The 18,634-nt window shown below is 65.6% G+C and carries 21 protein-coding genes; 14 read left to right on the top strand and 7 right to left on the bottom strand.

The annotated features are described in order from the left end of the window. Positions 1–4: 4 nt before the first annotated feature. Together EV653_RS15035 and EV653_RS41145 are read right to left on the bottom strand one after the other, a co-directional pair. Positions 5–1,099: an epoxide hydrolase family protein gene (locus EV653_RS15035; protein WP_134103169.1), complete on the bottom strand. Its 1,095-nt coding sequence runs from the start codon at positions 1,097–1,099 to the stop codon at positions 5–7. A 146-nt stretch (positions 1,100–1,245) separates the two neighbouring features. Further along, positions 1,246–1,866 carry a TetR/AcrR family transcriptional regulator gene (locus EV653_RS41145; RefSeq protein ID WP_166679403.1) on the bottom strand — a complete coding sequence of 207 codons (621 nt, stop codon included), beginning with the start codon at positions 1,864–1,866 and terminating at the stop codon, positions 1,246–1,248. Between the two features lie 129 nt (positions 1,867–1,995). Between EV653_RS41145 and EV653_RS41140 the strand changes: the two genes are divergently transcribed. From EV653_RS41140 to EV653_RS15015, 4 genes are read left to right on the top strand one after another with little or no spacing between them, the layout of a single operon-like run. Then, positions 1,996–2,985, top strand: a complete 990-nt coding sequence (locus EV653_RS41140) for an alpha/beta hydrolase (protein ID WP_166679402.1) — start codon at positions 1,996–1,998, stop codon at positions 2,983–2,985. After that, positions 2,973–4,316 carry an ABC transporter substrate-binding protein gene (locus tag EV653_RS15025; RefSeq protein ID WP_166679401.1) on the top strand — a complete coding sequence of 448 codons (1,344 nt, stop codon included), beginning with the start codon at positions 2,973–2,975 and terminating at the stop codon, positions 4,314–4,316. Before EV653_RS41140 ends, EV653_RS15025 begins: the two co-directional genes overlap by 13 nt. Beyond that, entirely contained in the window at positions 4,313–5,248 is a 936-nt protein-coding gene (locus EV653_RS15020) for a carbohydrate ABC transporter permease (RefSeq protein WP_134103159.1), read from the top strand. The genes EV653_RS15025 and EV653_RS15020 overlap by 4 nt, the downstream gene beginning before the upstream one ends. Next, positions 5,245–6,069 carry a carbohydrate ABC transporter permease gene (locus EV653_RS15015; RefSeq protein ID WP_134103156.1) on the top strand — a complete coding sequence of 275 codons (825 nt, stop codon included), beginning with the start codon at positions 5,245–5,247 and terminating at the stop codon, positions 6,067–6,069. Before EV653_RS15020 ends, EV653_RS15015 begins: the two co-directional genes overlap by 4 nt. Before the next feature lie 151 nt (positions 6,070–6,220). Here the strand turns inward: EV653_RS15015 and EV653_RS15010 are convergent, their stop codons facing one another. Continuing rightward, positions 6,221–6,829, bottom strand: a complete 609-nt coding sequence (locus EV653_RS15010) for a TetR/AcrR family transcriptional regulator (RefSeq protein ID WP_134103153.1) — start codon at positions 6,827–6,829, stop codon at positions 6,221–6,223. Positions 6,830–6,924: 95 nt separating this feature from the next. Here EV653_RS15010 and EV653_RS15005 point away from each other — a divergent pair, with 95 nt between their 5' ends. The 5 genes from EV653_RS15005 to EV653_RS14985 all read left to right on the top strand — a co-directional run bounded on the left by EV653_RS15005 (position 6,925) and on the right by EV653_RS14985 (position 10,201). After that, a complete protein-coding gene (locus tag EV653_RS15005; RefSeq protein WP_134103150.1) occupies positions 6,925–7,227 on the top strand; it encodes a putative quinol monooxygenase in 303 nt (100 codons plus the stop codon). 58 nt (positions 7,228–7,285) lie between these two features. Continuing rightward, complete coding sequence (locus tag EV653_RS15000; protein WP_134103147.1) at positions 7,286–8,101, top strand: alpha/beta fold hydrolase; 816 nt, start codon at positions 7,286–7,288, stop codon at positions 8,099–8,101. 45 nt (positions 8,102–8,146) lie between these two features. After that, a complete protein-coding gene (locus EV653_RS14995) occupies positions 8,147–8,995 on the top strand; it encodes an SRPBCC family protein (RefSeq protein WP_238159739.1) in 849 nt (282 codons plus the stop codon). Further along, positions 8,992–9,801 carry an SDR family NAD(P)-dependent oxidoreductase gene (locus tag EV653_RS14990; RefSeq protein WP_134103144.1) on the top strand — a complete coding sequence of 270 codons (810 nt, stop codon included), beginning with the start codon at positions 8,992–8,994 and terminating at the stop codon, positions 9,799–9,801. The genes EV653_RS14995 and EV653_RS14990 overlap by 4 nt, the downstream gene beginning before the upstream one ends. Before the next feature lie 67 nt (positions 9,802–9,868). After that, positions 9,869–10,201, top strand: coding sequence for a winged helix-turn-helix transcriptional regulator (locus tag EV653_RS14985; RefSeq protein WP_134103141.1), 333 nt, complete (start codon positions 9,869–9,871; stop codon positions 10,199–10,201). Positions 10,202–10,226: 25 nt separating this feature from the next. Here EV653_RS14985 and EV653_RS14980 read toward each other — a convergent pair whose 3' ends face one another. Together EV653_RS14980 and EV653_RS14975 are read right to left on the bottom strand one after the other, a co-directional pair. After that, a complete protein-coding gene (locus EV653_RS14980) occupies positions 10,227–10,862 on the bottom strand; it encodes an NADPH-dependent F420 reductase (protein ID WP_166679400.1) in 636 nt (211 codons plus the stop codon). Positions 10,863–10,906: 44 nt separating this feature from the next. After that, complete coding sequence (locus tag EV653_RS14975) at positions 10,907–11,530, bottom strand: TetR/AcrR family transcriptional regulator (protein WP_134103135.1); 624 nt, start codon at positions 11,528–11,530, stop codon at positions 10,907–10,909. Between the two features lie 128 nt (positions 11,531–11,658). Here EV653_RS14975 and EV653_RS14970 point away from each other — a divergent pair, with 128 nt between their 5' ends. Further along, positions 11,659–12,486 (top strand): MBL fold metallo-hydrolase, encoded by an 828-nt coding sequence (locus EV653_RS14970; RefSeq protein WP_134103132.1) that lies wholly within the window; start codon positions 11,659–11,661, stop codon positions 12,484–12,486. A 110-nt stretch (positions 12,487–12,596) separates the two neighbouring features. Continuing rightward, positions 12,597–13,169, top strand: a complete 573-nt coding sequence (locus EV653_RS14965) for a dihydrofolate reductase family protein (RefSeq protein WP_134103129.1) — start codon at positions 12,597–12,599, stop codon at positions 13,167–13,169. A 60-nt stretch (positions 13,170–13,229) separates the two neighbouring features. Here EV653_RS14965 and EV653_RS14960 read toward each other — a convergent pair whose 3' ends face one another. After that, a complete protein-coding gene (locus EV653_RS14960; RefSeq protein WP_134103126.1) occupies positions 13,230–14,177 on the bottom strand; it encodes an NADP-dependent oxidoreductase in 948 nt (315 codons plus the stop codon). Positions 14,178–14,305: 128 nt separating this feature from the next. Here EV653_RS14960 and EV653_RS14955 point away from each other — a divergent pair, with 128 nt between their 5' ends. Together EV653_RS14955 and EV653_RS14950 are read left to right on the top strand one after the other, a co-directional pair. Beyond that, complete coding sequence (locus EV653_RS14955) at positions 14,306–15,280, top strand: GlxA family transcriptional regulator (RefSeq protein WP_238159738.1); 975 nt, start codon at positions 14,306–14,308, stop codon at positions 15,278–15,280. Further along, positions 15,265–16,371 (top strand): epoxide hydrolase family protein, encoded by a 1,107-nt coding sequence (locus tag EV653_RS14950; protein WP_134103120.1) that lies wholly within the window; start codon positions 15,265–15,267, stop codon positions 16,369–16,371. The genes EV653_RS14955 and EV653_RS14950 overlap by 16 nt, the downstream gene beginning before the upstream one ends. A 31-nt stretch (positions 16,372–16,402) precedes the next feature. On the opposite strand, the gene EV653_RS14945 is transcribed toward EV653_RS14950, so the two are convergent. Further along, a complete protein-coding gene (locus EV653_RS14945) occupies positions 16,403–17,293 on the bottom strand; it encodes an alpha/beta fold hydrolase (protein ID WP_134103117.1) in 891 nt (296 codons plus the stop codon). A 190-nt stretch (positions 17,294–17,483) separates the two neighbouring features. On the opposite strand from EV653_RS14945, the gene chvE reads away from it, so the two are divergent. Further along, the gene (gene chvE / locus EV653_RS14940) at positions 17,484–18,623 is read left to right on the top strand and encodes a multiple monosaccharide ABC transporter substrate-binding protein (RefSeq protein ID WP_134103114.1); all 1,140 of its coding nucleotides are present in this window, start codon (positions 17,484–17,486) and stop codon (positions 18,621–18,623) included. Positions 18,624–18,634: the final 11 nt, after the last annotated feature.

Raw genomic sequence — 18,634 nt, 5'->3', positions numbered from 1 at the left:
ATGTTCAGCTGGTGAAGCTTTCGAAGAATTGCTGGATGTCGGCTGCCAGTAGCTCCGGCTCTTGATGTCCGGCCCAGTGGCCGCCGGTGTCGTAGACATTCCACGACACGAGATTGTGGTGATCCCGCTCGACGAACCGCCGGATCGGACTGGTGTCGTTGGCGAACTGCGCGAGTCCGAGCGGAACGGTGGATGGGCCTGCCGCAGACGGTCCATGCTCGTACTCGTAGTAGATGCGCATTCCGGACGCGACGGTGCCGGTAAGCCAGTACAGCATGAGATTGTCGAGGATGAAGTCGGCGTCTACTTGGCCCCGGTAGAGCTGGCAGACCCAGCCCAGAAATCCCACCGGCGAGTCGTTGAGCGCGTGCGCGAGCGTCTGGGGCTGTTGACCTTGCAAGACGCTGTAGCCGCCGACATTTGCCTCGAACCAGGCTGCGCCGGCGAGGGCAGCCTGCTCGGCCTCGGTCAGGCCCTCCAAATCTGCGGGATCGCTCGACGGCCCGGAGAAGATTTGAGTCACGTGTACGCCGACCACGGCCTGCGGCGCGATCCGGCCCAGGTCCAGGGACACGAACGTACCCCAGTCGTTACCGACGGCGCCGTACTTTCCGTACCCGAGGCGTCGCATCAACTCCGCCCAGGCCACCGCGATCCGCTGTGGACCCCAGCCTCGTTCCCGGGTCGGACCGGACAGACCGAAGCCGGGGAGGGACGGAATGACAAGGTGGTACCGCTCGCGGAGCGTTTCGATCATCGGCAGGAACTCGACAATCGAACCCGGCCAGCCGTGGGTGAGGATCAGCGGAAGGGCGTCCGACCGGACCGACTTCACCTGCAGGAAGTGCACATTCTGCCGGTCGATCGTCGTGACGAACTGCGGGTACGCGTTGAGCCTCGCCTCGATTCGCCGCCAGTCATAGCGGGTTCCCCAGTACGTCGCGAGCCTCCGCACTTCTGTCGCTGGTACGCCGTAATCCCAGCCCGCGTCCGGCAGGTCTTCGATGAATCGGGCCCGCGACAGCCGGTCCTGCAAAGCGTCAAGGTCAGCCTGGGGTACGTCGATCCGGAACGGCCGGATCTCTTCTCCGCTCGTCATCGTTCCTCCATCCACATCCGAGTGAGTCGTCCCCGGTGGACGACTCACGCCAATAGGTCGGGACGGCGTCGTGGGTTTCGACATCGTCCACCGGATGAAGGAGCCGACAGATAGGTGCAGCGTGGGGTGGTGGTAAGCCAGAGTGATCAGGTCGTCATCTGGACGGTCTGCTGCGCTGCCCACTGCTTGGCCGCGTCCGCGACCGGGATCGTGGGATCCACCAACCAAGCGGCCTCGACCCCGTAGCAGAAGGCGATGATCTCCATCGCCTTCAGCTGCGGGTTGATGTCGCCGCGCATCTCGCCGCGCTGTTGCGCCGACCGCAACGTCGCGGAGACGCGCTCGATCGTGGTCTGGTAGCCCTCCACCAGACGCGGGTGCAACTCGGTCTCCGGGCTGACGTTCTCGCCGAGTACGACGGTATTCATGCCGAGCAGGCTGTAGACCTTGTCGTCGTGCTGACTCGGCCAGCTGGCCATGTGCCGAGCGATGATGTCCACGATCTTGACCCCGGGGTCCGGCCCGTCACCCCACAGCCACTCCTCGGTGAAGACGAGGTGGCGATCCATGACCGCGTTGAGCAGCGCCTCCTTGGTGCGGAAGTGGTACAGCAGCCCGGTCTGTGACACGCCCGCCTCGGCGGCAATGTCCGCGAGGCTGGTCCCGCGGGCCCCGTTGCGTGCGATGAAGCGCACGGCGACATCGACAATGCGCTCGCGCGTCTCGAGGCCTTTGGCGGAGGTCTTGGGCTTCTGGGCAGCGGGCACAGTCGAGCTCCTCGCGGGTAGTGGTGGACCAGTTCGCGGCCAAGCATAGACAACCGACTGAGTACTCGGTAGCTTTTCGAAACAGACTGAGTACTCGGTCTGGAATTCTGGCAACGAGAGGACTGACCGATGGGTGGAGCGTTCGTGACCGGTCCGCCACAGCCGAGTGCGGAGATCCTGAGGTTTCTGCAGAACGCCGGCGCCTCGCCCGACCCCTGGAGCGCCGACATAGCGGCCGTGCGCGCGGACGCGCGAGCGAAGGTACTGGCGGTGACCGGCGAGCCCGCGTCGGTGGCTTCCGTTGCACCGGTCGACGCGGATGGCGTACCGGCCCGGCTGTACCGGCCCGCCGGCGTGGAACGCGGCGTACTGGTCTGGGCGCACGGCGGTGGCTGGATCCACGGTGACCTCGACACCGCTGATGGCGTTGCCCGAGCGCTGGCGAACCGGGCGGCCTGCGCCGTGCTGTCCGTCGACTACCGGCTCGCTCCCGAACATCCCTTCCCGGCCGGCTTTGACGACGTGTGGGCCGCGGCCGGGTGGGCGAGGCGCGAGTTCGAGCGAGTCGCGGTCGGTGGCGACAGTTCCGGCGGCAATCTCGCTGCCGCGGTAGCCCTTAAAGCGCGCGACCTGGGTGTCGAGCTCGCAGCTCAGTTGCTGATCTACCCGGCGGTCGACAGCACCGAGGACACCGACTACAAGCTCGCGTTTCGGCGGCGGTACGAGAGCTTCGCGGGGCGGACCGGCTTCGGCACCAACAGCTATCAACGGCTCCAGCACATCTGGGCGGCCTACGTTTCCGACCCAGCCGCTCGCAGTACGCCGTATGCCTCGCCGCTGCACGCGAAGTCCGTGGAAGGCGTTGCGCCGGCAACGATCATCACCGCCGAACATGACTTTCTCCGCGGTGAGGGGGAGGACTACGCCCGGCGCTTGAAGGGGGCCGGTGTCCCGGTCGAGCTCATCGAGTACGCCGGTCAGATCCATGGCTTCTTCGAGATGTTCACCGTTACTCCCGATGCACAGCATGCCGTCAACGCGGCCGGTGACGCCCTTCGTCGTGCCTTGCACTCCACTCAACCCTGCGAACCTTCGAAGGAGTTCTCGTGCGATCGCTGAACCTGTATCGAACCGCCGTCGGCGCGGTTGCCGCGCTGCTTCTTGCGGCCTGCGCACCAGGCGGGAACTCCGAGGCCGGACCGGCGCCGTCCAAGCCGGTGTCGACCGGAGTCGGCAGCGAGCCCGCGACCTTGAGGCTGCTGGTCAACAGCGGCGTCGACGTGCCGTTCTACACCGCCCTCGGTGAGCTCTTCCACGCGAAGTACGGCAACGTGACGGTCAAGGTGGACAACCAGGACTACGCCACCTTGACCACGAACGTTGCGCACATCCTGGCGGGAAGTACGGCGCCCGACATCGTGCGGGTCTCGCAGCTCGGCAATCTGATCGAGGACCACCTGCTGACCAATCTTGATCCGTACGCGAAGGCCTATGGCTGGGACAAATGGCCGCAGTCACAGTTTGCTTCGACGCGTGTCGGACCGGATGGAAAGCAGCGGGGGACAGGCTCGCTCTATGCGGTCGGTCCCGGGTTCGGCCTGACCGGTGTCTACTACAACAAGGCACTCGCACAGCGCATCGGCATGTCGAGGCCACCTGCAACCGCAGCCGAGTTCGACGAACTCCTCGGCAAAGCGAAGAACGCCGGATTGCAGCCGATCATGATCAACGGTAAGGACGGCGGCAGCGTGTATCCGCTGCAGAACCTCGTGATGTCGTCAGCAGCCGCCGCCCAGGCGGTCCAGGACTGGAACTACGCCAAGCCGGGCGCGACCATCAACACTCCGGCGACGGTCAACGGCGCGACAGTCCTACAGCGCTGGGGCCGGTCGGGTTACCTGCCGGCCGACGTCAACGACATCGATCAAACCCGGGCGCCTCGCGAGTTCCTCGACGGAAACGGTGTCTTCTTCCCTAGCGGCAACTGGCAGGCGCCCGGGCTGGACAAGTCCGGTGCGGGCAAGTTCGGCTTCTTCCTGTTCCCTCCGGGCCAGGCCGGTGGTCCGTCGTACGCGATGACTGCTGCCGCCAATCTGGGGATCGCGGCCAAGTCGTCGCACGCCGACGTCGCGGCTGCCTTCCTGGACTTCATCCAGACCAATATTCAGGCACGCCAGGACACAGTGACTCTCGGCGGCCTCGTGCCTGCCGGTCCAGCGGACGCTCCGCCTCCGACTGCCGCTGCTGGGTCAGCTGTCGCGGCGACCGTCGGTGCCTTCCAGGAGTTGCTGAAGTCCAACGGACTGGTCGGCTTCATGGCCGACGCGACGGCATCCATCCACGTGAACAGCCTCATCCCGCAGACCCAGCTCCTCCTGGCCGGCAAGACGACTCCTGCGGCGTACGCCGCCAAGGTGCAGTCCGACTACGAACGCGATCTCAGGCGATGACCGACGTACTGCTCCGGCAACGATCGGAGGATCCAGTCGCACCACGAGACGTCGTACGCCGGTCTGCGCGACGCACGCGGAACTGGGCGGCGTTGGTCTGGGTCGCGCCGGCGTTCGGGATGTACGCGTTGTTCGTGCTGTATCCGATGCTCCAGTCGATTCAGTACTCGTTCTACGACTGGGACGGCATCGGGCCGGCGAAGCCTGCTGGGCTGGACAACTGGAAGGCGATCTTCACCCAGCCTGAGCTGCTGCATTCGGTCGAGCACGCGTTCATCCTGATCGTCTTCTACTCGGTCCTACCGGTGGGGCTCGGACTGGTTGCGGCCGCGCTGATCCGTGAGCTCCGGCCCGGAGCGTTCAGCACGACAGCTCGGGTGATGCTGTTCATCCCGCAGGTGCTTCCGTTGGTCGCGGCGGGCATCGCGTGGACCTGGATGTACTCGTCGGACGGCCTTGTGAACCAGGTACTTCGAGCTGTCGGGCTCGAACGGCACACCCGCGCATGGCTCGGTGACTTCACGTTCGCGCTGCCGGCGGTCGGCGTCATCGGAGTGTGGGTCATGCTCGGCTTCTGCACCGTGCTGTTGCTCGCGGGCATCGGCAAGATCGAGCCCGAGCTGTACGAGGCGGCTCGGCTGGACGGAGCCGGGCGCGTCCACGAGTTCCTCGCCGTGACATTGCCGGGACTGAGGCGAGAGCTCGTCGTGTGTACGACGTTCACCGTCATCGCCGCGTTGGCGAGCTTCGACGTCATCCAGATCTCCACGCAGGGCGGCCCGGGCTATCAGACGATGGTGCCCGGAGTGGAGATCTACCGCTTGACGTTCCTTCAGCAACATGTCGGTCAGGCGTCGGCGCTCGCCGTCTTTCTGGCGGCGCTTGTCCTCGTGATCATCTGGCCGATCCAGCGGCTCGGGAGGGAGAGATGACGGAATCCACCGTCGCTCAGCGCGTCACCCGCACCGGCATTCTGCTGGCGCTGATGCTGTTCGCGATCGTGCCGCTGTTGAGTATGTTCACCACAGCCCTCGCCGAGCCCGGCAGCACTCCTCGCGGGCTGACCTGGCCGGGCGACCCGCACTGGCACAACTTCGTGGACGCCTGGAGTTCGGCGAACTTCCTCGCCCTGTTCCGCTCGAGCATTCTCATCGTGGTGGGCGTCGTGCCGGCCACGGTCGTGATGGCTACCGCCGCCGGTTATGCACTGGCGCAACTGAATGTGCCGTTCGGCAAGGTCATCTACGGTCTGCTCGTCGTCGGGCTGACTTTGCCGTTCGAGGCGCTGATCACCCCGCTGTACTACGACTTGCAGAGCATGGGTCTGCTCGGGTCCCGGTTCGCAATCGTGCTCCCGCTGATCGGGTTGCTCATGCCGTTCGGTGTCTTCTGGATGCGCGCGCACTTCCTCGGCATCGAGCCGGCGCTCACCGAGGCGGCGAAGGTCGACGGTGCGACCGGGTGGCAGACGTTCCGGCGAATTCATTTGCCACTGGCAACGTCCGCGTGGTCCGCACTGGCGGTGCTCTTCTTCCTGGCCAGCTGGAATCAGTACCTGTTGCCGCTCGTCCTCGTCGACGACCCGTCGAAGCGAACAGTGGCCGGCGGACTCGGCGCCTTCCAGGGGCAGCACGGCACCGACGTCGTGCTGCTCTGTGCCGGATCTCTGCTGATCATGCTGCCGTCGCTGGTGATCTTCTTGATCTTTCAACGCAACTTTGTGAGGGCGCTGATGCAGGGAGCCGTGAAATGACCAGCACAGGCCGACGGAGCGTGCTCATCGCACCGAGGACGTCGTGTTTGGAGGACTGCCGCAGTGGTCTCGCGGTCCGACCAACGGTGCCCGGACAACGCTCGGACACGAGCCCGTCGGTCGTACCCGAGCTAGGTTCGGACTAGCTGCATTAGCGGGAGAGCTTTTGGTGGGCCGGCCAGGCGTGGAGGGCGTTCTTGGCGATGTGCTCGAGGTCGGTGCGGGTCGCGCGGTCGCGGGCTTGGGCTGACATGCCCTGGAGTACGGCGGAGTAGAACCGCGCCAGCGCACGGGTGTCGGTCTGCTCGGGGAGTTGTCCGGCTCGGGCTGCGATCGAGAGCTTCGACTCGAGGGCGCGTAGGCCGGCGGCACGCAGTTTGCGCAGATGCTCTGCGAGCTCGGCCGACTGTGGGGAGCAGTTGGTTGTCGCGGTGATCAGCAGACAACCGTGCGGATGATCGGGTCTCGTGTACGCCGCAGCCGCCTCTCGGAGCAGGCGTTCGACGGCCTGCCGGGCCTGCGGTTCCTCGGCCAGCGCTCGTTTGGTGAAAGCCCCGTAGCTGCTCAGGTAGCGGTCGAGGGCCTCGAGGAAGAGAGTCTGCTTGTCGCCGAACGCGGCGTACAGGCTGGGGGCTGCGATGCCGAGCGCTTTCGTGAGCATCGCGATCGATGTCGCGTCGTACCCGTGCTCCCAGAAGACGTCGACGGCGGCCTCGAGTGCTTGCTCGCGGTCGAAGGATCGAGGTCTTCCCGTTCTCATCCGCCAATTGTATAGCGATCGCTCAGAAAGTCGACTACGGTACTTTCTGAGCGATCGATACAGAAGTCGGTCGGTAGAGATCAGGAGGTGACGCCATGGTGACCGTCGGGTTGTTCATCCGCGTCGAGGCCAAGCCGGACCGAGTCGCCGACGTCGAGGCGAAGTTCAAGGAGGTCGTGGACATCGTCCGGGCGGAGGGCCGGGCGGTGGTCTGGTTCGCGCTGCGGTTGGGGCCGACGTCGTTCGCGATCTATGACGCGTTCACGAACGAATCCGATCGGCAGGCGCATCTGGACACCATGGGCCCGGCGCTGCGTGCGTCGGGGGCCGAGTTGTTCGTGGCGGAGCCGGACGTTCAGTACATCGAGGTCGTCGCAAGCCTGCTTCCGGGCGAGTAGTCCGAACCGCGGGTGCGGACGGCTGCGATCCGCACCCGCCATCCTCTGAGAAGGGCCCATGAACACAACGCACGTGAACGGTGTCGACATCGAATACGAACAGGTCGGGCACGGCGAGCCGATGCTGCTCATCCACGGATCGAACCTCGCGGACGGACTCCGGCCGCTCACAACCGCACTGAGCCGGCGCGCGGCATCGCTGTCCTTCATCCGCTACCACCGCCGCGGGTTGGGCGGCAGCGCTGGTGGGCGACGACCGGTCAGCACTGAAGAACAGGCGGCGGACGCGCTTGGTCTCCTCGATGCGCTCGACCTGCCGTCCGCCCACATCCTCGGTTATTCGTACGGCGCAACAGTTGCGCTCGAAGCTGCGCTCTCGGCGCCGCAGCGGGTGCGCAGCCTTGTTCTCCTCGAGCCGATCCTGACGGAGGTTCCGAGCTGGGCCGAGTTCTCCCGCGGCATGGAGCCGGTGATGAAGCTGTACCAAGCCGGGGACATGGAAGGCGCGGTGACCGCCACCTTCGCCGCACTCGGCGGTCCGACGTGGCCGGACTTGATCCGGTCGGTCGGTACCGAGGCGCTCGCGATGGCCATCCGCGACACCGAGACGTACTACCGGGTTGAGGCACCTGCGCTACATCGGTGGACTCTCGATCCACAACGAGCCGCAGCACTCCGAGCTCCGGTCCTCTCCGTCCGGGGTATGAACAGCGGCCAGTTCTTCGCCGAAGGCAGGCAACTACTCCACCGGCACTTCCCGGACTGCGCGGACGCGGACATCCCCGACGCCAGCCACCTGCTGTTCCTGCAACAACCAGAAGCAATAGCAACCGCGGTCGTCAGCTTCATCGACCGCAACCGTGAGTCCGGCTGAACGAGGGAATCCACATCAGTTGCGCCCGCTCGTCTCGGAGCTCTGTTGCGTTATGCAGGTAGATACCTGCATAATTCAGAGGTGACCACGCAACAGGACGCCCTCGATCCGGTGTTCAAAGCGATGGCCGACGCGACGCGGCGCACGCTTCTGGACCGGCTCCGCCGGCAGAGCGGGCAGACGCTGACTGAGCTCTGCGCGAGTCTGAACATGGCGCGCCAGTCAGCGACCCAGCACCTCGATCTGTTGGTGCAGGCGGGCCTCGTCGTCGTCGTACGGCGGGGGAGGGAGCGCTTGCACTACCTCAATCCCGCACCGATCCACGAGATCGGGGAGCGCTGGATCTCGGCGTACGACGCGCCGCGGCTGGCGGCCCTGAGTGCCATCAGAGACCGAGCAGAGGAATACATGGTGACCGACACCGCCACAACCATCCCGACGTACGTGTACGTCACGTACATCCGGGCGAGCGCCGAACAAGTATGGAAGGCGCTCACTGACGCCGACGTGACCGCACAGTACTGGCATCACTCCAATGTGTCCGACTGGCAGGTCGGCTCAGCTTGGGAGCACCGCCGCATCGACGGGTCCGGCGTCGTCGACGTCGTCGGCACCGTGCTCGAGGAGAAGCCGCCCACGCGGCTCACTGTCACTTTCGAGACCGCTCCGGATAAGGAGCGGGTCAACGGGCCGTCGGTCGTTACCTTTCTCATCGAGCCGAGCGGTGACGTCGTGCGCCTGACCGTGACGCACGAGAACCTTCCCGACAGGGCGATGTTCGACCGTATGTCGAGCGGGTGGCCGGCGGTGCTTGCCAACCTCAAGTCGCTGTTGGAAACAGGCTCGGTTCTTCCCGCGGCCATCTGGGACATGCCGAAGGACGAGACCGCATGAGCCGCCCGATGCTGGAGGGCAAGAGCGCTGTGATCTACGGCGGCGGGGGCGCCATTGGTGGTGCCACTGCCCGGGTGTTCGCCCGCGAGGGAGCGAGACTGTTCCTCGCCGGGCGGACGCAGAGCAAGCTCGACGCTGTGGCGCGCGACATCACCGCGTTGGGTGGAACGGTCGAGACTGCGCAAGTCGACGTTTTCGATCAGCGCGCGGTCGAACGGCACGCCGCCGCAATTGCGGCCGCGGCCGGCGGCATCGACGTCGCCCTGAACGCAGTCAGTGTCATGCACGACCAGGGGACGTTGCTGGCGGACCTCTCGCTGGAGGAGTTCATGGTGCCGATCGACGGGTTCCTGCGGAGTTTGTTCATCACAAGCAAGGCAGTGGCACCCCACATGGGCCATGAGCGTCCGGGCGTCATCCTGACCTTGTCGGAGCCGGGTGCCAAGCTGGCCGCCGGCGGCATCCTGGGCCATGGTGTGAGCGCGGCCGGCAAGGAGGCGTTCTCCCGGCTCCTGGCTGCGGAGCTGGCGCAGAGCAATGTACGGGTCGTTTGCATCCGTCCACACGCCATCGTCGATGCGCCTGCATCGGACTCGTACACCAAGGATCTCTTCAAGCAAATGGCGTCCGCGGGCGATCAGTCGGTGCAGGAATTCCTCGAAGACGGGTTGGCCCAAGGGGCACTGCTCAAGCGTCTGCCCACACTCGCCGAGGTCGCCGAAACGGCTGCATTCCTGGCTTCAGACCGCGGCGGAGCCATCACCGCCACAGTCGCCAACCTTTCCGGCGGCGCCCTCGTGGATTGAGGCTTGGGGCGGTGACGCACCGCTGCGGGCGGTGCGTCACGGCGTCCGGTCATGAATAGGAGAGCTCGTGTCCAACTTCGACGTGTTTCTGTCTGACTGCCCGGCGCGGACGACTCTCGGGCTGATCGGCAATACCTGGGTGGCAGTTGTCCTGGTCGCTCTCGGGGAGCAGCCTCGGCGCTACACGGCGCTGCAAGCACGGATCGGTGGCATCAGTAAGAAGATGCTCACCCAGACCCTGCGCGACCTCGAGCGCCACGGCTTGGTTGCCCGGCCCGCGGACCACCGCTACCACCTCACGGAGCTGGGGCGCAGCCTCCTCGACCCCATCGGAGCGCTCGTCCGCTGGGCCGAGGAGCACACCGACGAGTTGCTGGACGCGCAGTCCGTCGCTCGGTGAGGCTGCTGCACGTCGTCGTGCAGAGTCAGGCGTCGGACGGGATGAGATTCAGCGCCGAGCGGACCGGAAGTCCGTTGCGTAGGGCCCTGATCATGACGATCGCCATCGCCTCCAGATGCCTGGCCTGGCTGAGATCGCCGATGTCGAACGGCTCCACTCCGACTGCTTCGATGAGCGGCGCCACGATCTGCTTCGCGCCCTGCTCGCCGCAGAACGGGACCTTCAGCCGATGGCCGCCGTACGTCGTCGGAGTCCGCCACACATCGGCGTGGCACAGATTGAAGGCTTTGACCACGCGACTACCCGGAGCCTGGAACTCGAACTGTTCGGCAAGGGATCGACCGTCCCAGCGGACCTGAGAGAAGTCCGGCAGGTAGACAGCGTTGCCGCAATCGATGACGACCTTGCCTTCCAGCAGGCCTGAGGACGCGCCGGAATCCGCGATCACTTCGGCAAGACCTTCGCTCCGCACGGCCAGGAGGGCGACTTCGCCGAACGCAGCTGCGTCGGCCAGCGAGCCGGCCTTCACATCGAGCCGACGGGCCAGAGAGCGGGCATGCTCGATGCTTCGGCCACCGATCAGCACGTCGTGTCCGGCCGCGATCCAGTGTGGTACCAAGGCTGCGGTCATCAGCCCGGATCCAAGAGTTGCGATTCTCATGTCACCGAAGCTAGCCATCCTCAGTGCACCAGATGGTTCCCTCGTCAGCTGCCGAGGACTTGGGGCGTCGGCTTGTTCAGGATGCGGCGGATTGCTCGGCGGCCTCGGTCGGCGGCCGATGGGTCGCGGTTCAGCAGGATGGCTTGCTGTACCGCTAGTGCGATGCCGCCGAGTTCGAAAACGAGTTGAGGGATGTCGGTGTCGTGGGGGAGTTCGCCTGCCGTGACGGCCTCGTCCAGTTCGGCTGTCACATAGTCGGTCCAGCGCGCGAGGGCGGTCAGGATCACGTCGCGGATCGGGCCCGGTCGTTCGTCGTACTCCATGGCGACGGAGGTCAGGAAGCAGCCGCGGTGCTCTTCGTCTTCCGTCATGTAAGCGATCCACTCCTCGAATGCGCGCGACAACCGCTCGAGGCCGGGACGCGCGCCGAGGGCGTGGCCCGGCACTCGGGCTCGGAAGCGCTCCACTGCCTCGTCGACGACTGCCAGTTGGAGCGCCTCCTTGGTGCCGAAATGACCGATCACACCGGCTTTGCTCATTCCGAGGTCGGTCGCGAGGTGACCGATGGTGAGTCCCTCGAGGCCGTTGACAGCTCCGAGAGTCAGAGCGCGCTCGATGATCCGGGTGCGAGTGGCGGCTGCTTCGACGACGGACTTGCGAGGGCTCATACAGCAGATCCTAACCTGACGATCGTTCGCCTATCACTAACGAACGATCGGTTGCCAAGAACACAACAACAGTCTTAAGCTAACAATCGTTCTCTAAAAGTGAACGGACGTAAGCTAAGGAGTAGGTTGTGAAGGTTCATCACCTCAACTGCGGTTCGATGCGCGAGGTCAATCCCCCGGAGAGTGCTGGGCTGGCGCCGGCGCGGGTCGTCAATCATTGCCTTCTCATCGAGACGGACACCGCGGGTCTGGTGCTCGTCGATGCGGGCTTCGGTACGGCGGACATCGCCCGCAGCGAGGAAACTCTCGGGCAGACGTTCCTGCAACGGGCCGAACCCGTGCTCGACCCGTCGGAGATCGCCGTACGCCAGGTCGAGAGGCTCGGTTACCGTGCCGACGACGTACGACACATCGTGCTCACGCACCTCGACCTTGACCACACCGGCGGGTTGGTCGACTTCCCGGAGGCGAAGGTCCACCTGCACGACGTGGAGTTTCGGGTGGGGATGGCGGCCACCAATCTGCACCCGGAACACACCGTTCGTCGCCGGCCGGCGCACTGGGCCCACCGGCCGCACTGGGTCACGTACAACGACCAGAAGGGCGATTCCTGGTTCGGGTTTGACGCACTGGAGTTGGACGGTCTGCCGGAGGAGATCAAGTTGATCCCGCTCGCTGGGCACACCGAGGGGCATTGCGCCGTAGCGGTCCGCGATACCGGCAGGTGGCTGCTGCATGCCGGCGATGCCTTCTACCATCACGGCGAGATTGACCCGGAGAACCGATGGAACCTGCCGGGCTGGGAGGCGCTGGAGGAGCTCACGGAGACCGACCGCCCGCTGCGGCTCGCCAACCATGCAAGGCTTCGTGAACTGATCCGCGACCACCGCGACGAGGTCGATGTGTTCTCGGCCCACGACCCCTGGCCGTTCGATCGCTACGCCCGGCAGGCGTAGTCAGGCTTCGGTGGGGTCGTGCTGTTGATCGTCCACGACGGTAGCGCTCATTTCCTGATCGGTTCGGTGTCTGCTCCACCAACGCAAACCGAACCAAGGAGATAGCTGCAATGGGAAAGATCGTGGTTTCGACGAACGTCTCGCTCGATGGTGTCGTTCAGGATCCGGACGGTCAGGAAGGCTTCAAGCTGGGCGGCTGGTTCGACCAGTTCACCGGCGAGGACCGTGATGCATGGGCGGAGATCCTTACCGATGAGGCCCTTCGCGCCGAGGCGCTGCTTCTCGGCCGGCGCAGCGACGAGTGGTTCGCCTCGCGGTGGCTCGACCGTTCCGGCGAATGGGCCGACAAGCTGAACACCATGCCCAAGTACGTCGTGTCGACGACTCTCGAACAGCCTCGCTGGGGTGCGGGCGCAGTACTGAGCGGTGACGTCGTGGCGGAGGTCGCCAAGGTCAAGCAGGAGGTCGAGGGGGAGATTGTCGTGTACGCCAGCTATCAGTTGGTGCGCACTCTCATCGAGCACGGCCTGGTCGACGAGCTACGTCTGTTCGTCTTCCCTGTCGTGCTCGGACGCGGTGAGCGCCTGTTCGACGGCATCGACGACAAGCTGCCGCTTCGCCTCGTCGGCGTACGGAATATCGGCGTGGGACTCACGTTCCTCAACTACGAGATCGCCGCGTAGACCGACCGAGATTCACCTCGCGCGGGGCGTCGCGTCAAGCGGCGCCTCGTGCGTTCCGGGTCATCGAATGCGGAGGACGATCTTGCCGGTGTTGCCTCCTCGTTCGCCGCGACGGTGTGCCTCTGCGGCTTGCTCCAGTGGGAAGACGGCGTCGATCTCGGGCCGGAGTTTGCCTGTTCGCACGAGGTCGGCGATCGCCGACATACCCGCGTAGTCCGGTTCGACCAGGGTGAAGCCTGACGAGACTCCGCGCGCTCCCGCTTCCTCGACCGAAGGTACGTCGTCCGCCCCAGCGAGCGAGATGAGAGTTCCGCCGCGACGGATCACGTGGAGCGATCGACGCGAATTGTCGCCACCGATCGGATCGAGTACGACGTCGATATCGCGAAGCACTTCGGTGAAGTCAACCGCGGTGTAGTCGACAACCTCGTCGATGCCCAGTTTCCGCAGGAACGGGTGCTTTGATGCCCGGGCTGTGCCGATCACGAAGGCGCCGAGCGCTTTGGCGACCTGAACGGCCACGTGTCCGAAACCGCCGGCCGCGCCGTGGACGAGAACTCGCTGGCCAGGTCGTAGCTTGGCCGTTTCCGTCAATGATTGCCAGGCAGTCAGACCCGTCAGCGGCAGAGCGGCGGCTTCGACGTGGCTGAGCGAGCTCGGCTTGCGAGCGAACTGCCGGGCGGGTGCCGTGACGTACTCCGCGTACGCGCCTGCCTGGCGGGGGAATCGCGGCATTCCGAAGACTTCGTCTCCTGGCTTGTAGAGCGTCACACCCAGGCCCACAGCCTCGACGACGCCCGACACGTCATGGCCGAGTATCGGTGGGTCTTCCCACAGCCTCAGGCCGCCGTGCGCGCGAGCCTTCCAGTCCGTGGCGTTCACCCCTGCGGCGTGGACGCGAACCAGGATCTCCGTCGGTCCGGGCTCAGGGCGCGCCACCTCGACTTCGACCAGGACTTCCGGCGGTCCCCATGCCTGTGGGCTGATCGCCCGCATCGAGGCACTCATCAGTCTTCTCTCCCTTTCCGTCGTTCCAAGTCACAGCCTGCGGGTGCGCCGGTCCCCGAGGCCATGGCCTTCTGGTCACCATGTGACAGAATCGGGCCATGGCCCCAGGTCGTCCGCATCGTGTGGTGGTGCTGGCTCTGGACGGCGTACTGACCTTCGAATTGGGCATTCCCTCGCGAATCTTCGGCAGTGCTACGGACGAGAACGGGCGGGCGTTGTACGAGGTGGTGATCTGCAGCGTCGACGGCGGCCCGATAACCACGGAGTCGGAGCTGACGGTGCAGCCGGCCAGCGGTCCAGAAGCGCTCGCGACCGCCGACACGGTGGTTGTCCCGCCGACCCAGCGTCTTGGGAACCTGCGCAGCGGTGAACCGCTGACGCCCGAGGTTTCGGCTGCCTTGGAGCTGATTCGGCCGCAGGCAAGGATCGCCTCGTTATGCACCGCGGCCTACGTCTTGGCAGCTGCGGGGATCCTCGACGGGCGCTCGGCTACCACGCACTGGAGCGAGGTGGAGAACCTGCAGCAGGTGTTCCCGCGGGTTCACGTCGACCCGAAGGTTCTGTTCGTCGACGACGGAGACGTGCTGACGTCGGCAGGTGTTGCCGCGGGCATCGATCTGTGCTTGCACCTTGTGCGCCGCGACCATGGGTCGACGGTTGCCAATCGGGTTGCGCGTCTGTGTGTTGTACCGCCGTGGCGCGAGGGTGGACAGGCGCAGTACATCGAGCATCCCGTGCCGGGACCGACGCAGGCTTCGACGAGCGGCACGCGGATGTGGGCCGTCGAGAACCTTCAGGAATCTCTGTCCCTGAAGCAATTGGCCTCCCACGCCCAGATGAGCCTGCGGACCTTCACCCGCAGATTTCGCGAGGAAGTGGGCATGGCACCTCTGCAATGGTTGACCATGCAGCGCCTTCGGCTGGCGCAGGAGCTGCTCGAGTCCACCGACCTGCCCGTCGATGTCGTGGCTCATCGCGCCGGCTTCGCCACCGGGAACTCCCTGCGCCAACACATGCGCGCAACCCTCGGCATCTCACCGACGCTGTACCGACGGGCTTTCTCCCATCCTTATGAAGGAGAGTTCGTATGCCGGACCCGTTGATAGCCGTGCCGGATTCGGAGTTGGACGAGTTGCGGCGCCGGATCCGGGCCACTAGGTGGCCGCGGCCCTGGCCGATGACGGGCTGGGGAGCGGGGACGGAGCCGGGGGAGCTTCGCAGGCTCGCTGAGTTCTGGGCGGACGGGTTCGACTGGCGTGCTCAGGAGGCAGCGATCAACGCGCTGCCTTCGCATCGGGCAATGGTCACCGGCGTGCCCGTGCACTATCTGCGTTTCGACGGGGAGACGGCCGACGCGGTGCCGATCGTTCTGACCCATGGATGGCCGAGTACGTTTCTCGAAGAGGTGGAGCTGGCCAAGCGGCTGGCGCGTCCGAGCGAGTACGGCGACGCTGGTGCCCGCGCGTTCACCGTCGTGGTGCCGTCTCTGCCGGGGTTTCCGTTCACGCCGGAGCAGGCGACGTTACCTGGCACCCCGACGCATGAACTCTGGCACGGGCTGATGACCGGGCTCGGCTTCACCCGGTATCTCGCACACGGCGGCGATCTCGGGGCTGGTATCAGCGCACGGCTCGGCCAGGCGCACCCGGAGGCTGTCGCCGGCATTCATGTGCTGGCCGTGGCCGACCCCGGCGACCAGTCCCGACCGACCGAGGACGAGGCGGCGTACGTCGCTCAGGGCGAGCAGTGGTACGCCGAGGAAGGCGGCTACGAACACCTGCAGCGCACCCGCCCGCTCACACCGGCCTATGCGCTCAACGATTCCCCGGTGGGGCTGCTCGCCTGGCTGCTGGAGAAGTACCGCGCCTGGACCGATCACGGCGACCAGCTCTCCGGTCTCGGGGAGGACCTGATCCTCACCCAGGCGAGCCTGTACTGGTTCACCGGGGCGATCGCGGCGAGCTTCAGGCCGTACTGGGAACACAAGCACTACCCGCCCGGCCCCGTGCAGGTATCGGTGCCGACCGGACTGGCCGTGTTTCCCGCCGATCTCGTCCAGCCGCCGCGGAAATGGGCCGAGCGCAACTACAACGTCGTGCACTACACGCGGATGCCTCGCGGCGGTCACTTCGCCGCGACCGAGGAACCCGATCTCCTCGCCGCCGACATCCGGGCCTTCGCAGTACTCACCTGAGCACCGCTTCGTAACGGCAAAGGGCTGAGTCTCATAGGAGACTCAGGACCGCAGCGGCGAAGCGGTCGGGTGCCTCCTGCGGGGGATTGTGTCCCACATCCTCGAGGATGAGATGTTCGTAGGGGCCGGTGAAGTGGTCCCGGTCGGCTGCGGGACCCGGTCCGAGCAGCCCGTCGGCACCGCTCTCCACCATCACGGTCGGGACGGTGATCGGTGGTTGCTCCGCGAGCAGCTCCTCGGTCCGCTGGTAGCGAGAGTCGCCGTCGGCCAGGCCGAACCGGTGACGGTAGGAGTGGATGACCACGTCCACGAAGTCTGGGTTGTGCACGCTCGATGCGCTTGCGGCAAAGGCTTCGCCTGCTTCCGTCCAGGTCGGTGACCACGTGCGCCACAGCAGCGAGCAAAGCTCTTCGCGATGCTGCTCGAGACCATGCCGTCCGCGCTCGGAGTGGAAGTAGTACTGGTACCAGAGCATGCTCTCCCACTCGGGGAGAGTGGGCTCGTTCGCAGCCGCGATGTTCTGGATGTTGTATCCGTCGACGGTCACGAGTCCCCTGACCCGCTGGGGAAGCAGGGCCGCAGTGATGCACGCGGCTCTGCCGCCCCAGTCGTAACCTGCCAGCACGGCGGACTCGAGGCCGAGCACGTCCATGAAGTCGACGAGATCCTGCCCCAGCGCGGCCTGCTGCCCCGAGCGCGGCGTGGCCGGATCGCGGAAGGTGGTCGGCCCGAAGCCGCGGAGGTACGGCGCCAGTACGCGCGCGCCCTGCGCTACCAGTGGCGCCACGACCTCGTCGTACGAACGGACGTCGTACGGGAACCCGTGCAACAGGATGACCGGTACGCCGTCAGCCGGTCCGGCCTGCTCGAAGGTGATGTCCAGGATGGGCGTGCCGGCAACCGCCGTGGAAGTGAATCCCATGCACCGATGGTCGCACTGTCAGGTCCGGGCCGGATGGGTCAAATGCCGCGACGTCGCGGAATTGTTAACGCGACCATTAGCTGCTGAAGTCTTGACCGATGGGTTTGGCGACGCCAACATGTGAGCGCTAACAGTCCGATGTGGGGCCACTAAATGGGGACGGACATCGGGGCCGGAAGGGGCGAGTCCTGTGAAGAAGAGGTTTATTGCCACCCTGAGTGGCGCTCTGCTGGTGCTCGGCCTCGCGGCCTGCGGCGGACAGGGAGCAGGCGGGACCACTGACACCGCAAGTCAGCAGCCGGGTGACCTGACCATCGGCGTCTCGATGCCGACGCAGACGTCGGAGCGCTGGATCGCGGACGGTAAGGCGGTGAAGGAGAAGCTCGAAGCCAAGGGATACAAGGTCGATCTGCAGTACGCGAACGACGACATCCCGACCCAGTCCCAGCAGGTCGACCAGATGATCACCCAGGGCGCCGACGTACTCATCATCGCGGCCATCGACGGCACCGCGCTCAGCAGTCAGCTGCAGGCCGCGGCCGACAAGAAGATCCCGGTGATCGCCTACGACCGGTTGATCCGCGGCAGCCAGAATGTCGACTTCTACGTCAGCTTCGACAATTACAAAGTCGGGGTGGCCCAGGCCAAGGCACTCCTGCGCGGCCTCGGTCTGGAGAATGCGGACGGCTCGAAGGGAACCAAGACCGGACCGTTCAACATCGAGGTCTTCGCCGGCTCGCTGGACGACAACAACACCCATTTCTTCTTCAACGGCGCCATGGACACGTTGAAGCCGTACTTCGACAACGGCTCGCTGGTCGTCAAGTCGAAGCAGACCAAGATGGAGCAGGTCGCGATCCTGCGGTGGCAGCAGGAAGCGGCGCAGAAGCGCATGGAGGACCTGCTGACCTCGAGCTACAACGACGGCGCCAAGGTCAACGGCGTGCTCTCGCCGTACGACGGAATCTCGCGCGGCATCATCACCGCCCTGCAGAACGTGGGCTACGGCACGGCGGCGAACCCGATCCCGGCGATCACCGGCCAGGACGCCGAGATCGCGTCGGTCAAGCTCATCAACACCGGCGTACAGAGCTCGACGATCTTCAAGGACACCCGGTTGCTGGCCGAGCAGGCCGGCAACGCGTCGGTGGCGTTCCTGCAGAAGAAGCAGCCGGAGGCGAACGACACCAAGTCGTACGACAACGGCGTGAAGGTGGTCCCGGCGTACCTGCTGCCGATCCAGACCGTCTTCAAGCCGGACATCCAGAAGGAACTCGTTGCTTCTGGCTACTACACGGCCGCCGAGGTCGCTGCCGGCCAGGCGAAGTGACGGGCGGTCCC

The sequence above is a fragment of the Kribbella pratensis genome (assembly GCF_004365355.1).
In the GTDB taxonomy this organism is placed as follows: domain Bacteria; phylum Actinomycetota; class Actinomycetes; order Propionibacteriales; family Kribbellaceae; genus Kribbella.
The sequence above is the reverse complement of the archived record's forward strand: the minus strand, read 5'-3'. Positions and strand labels throughout refer to the sequence as shown.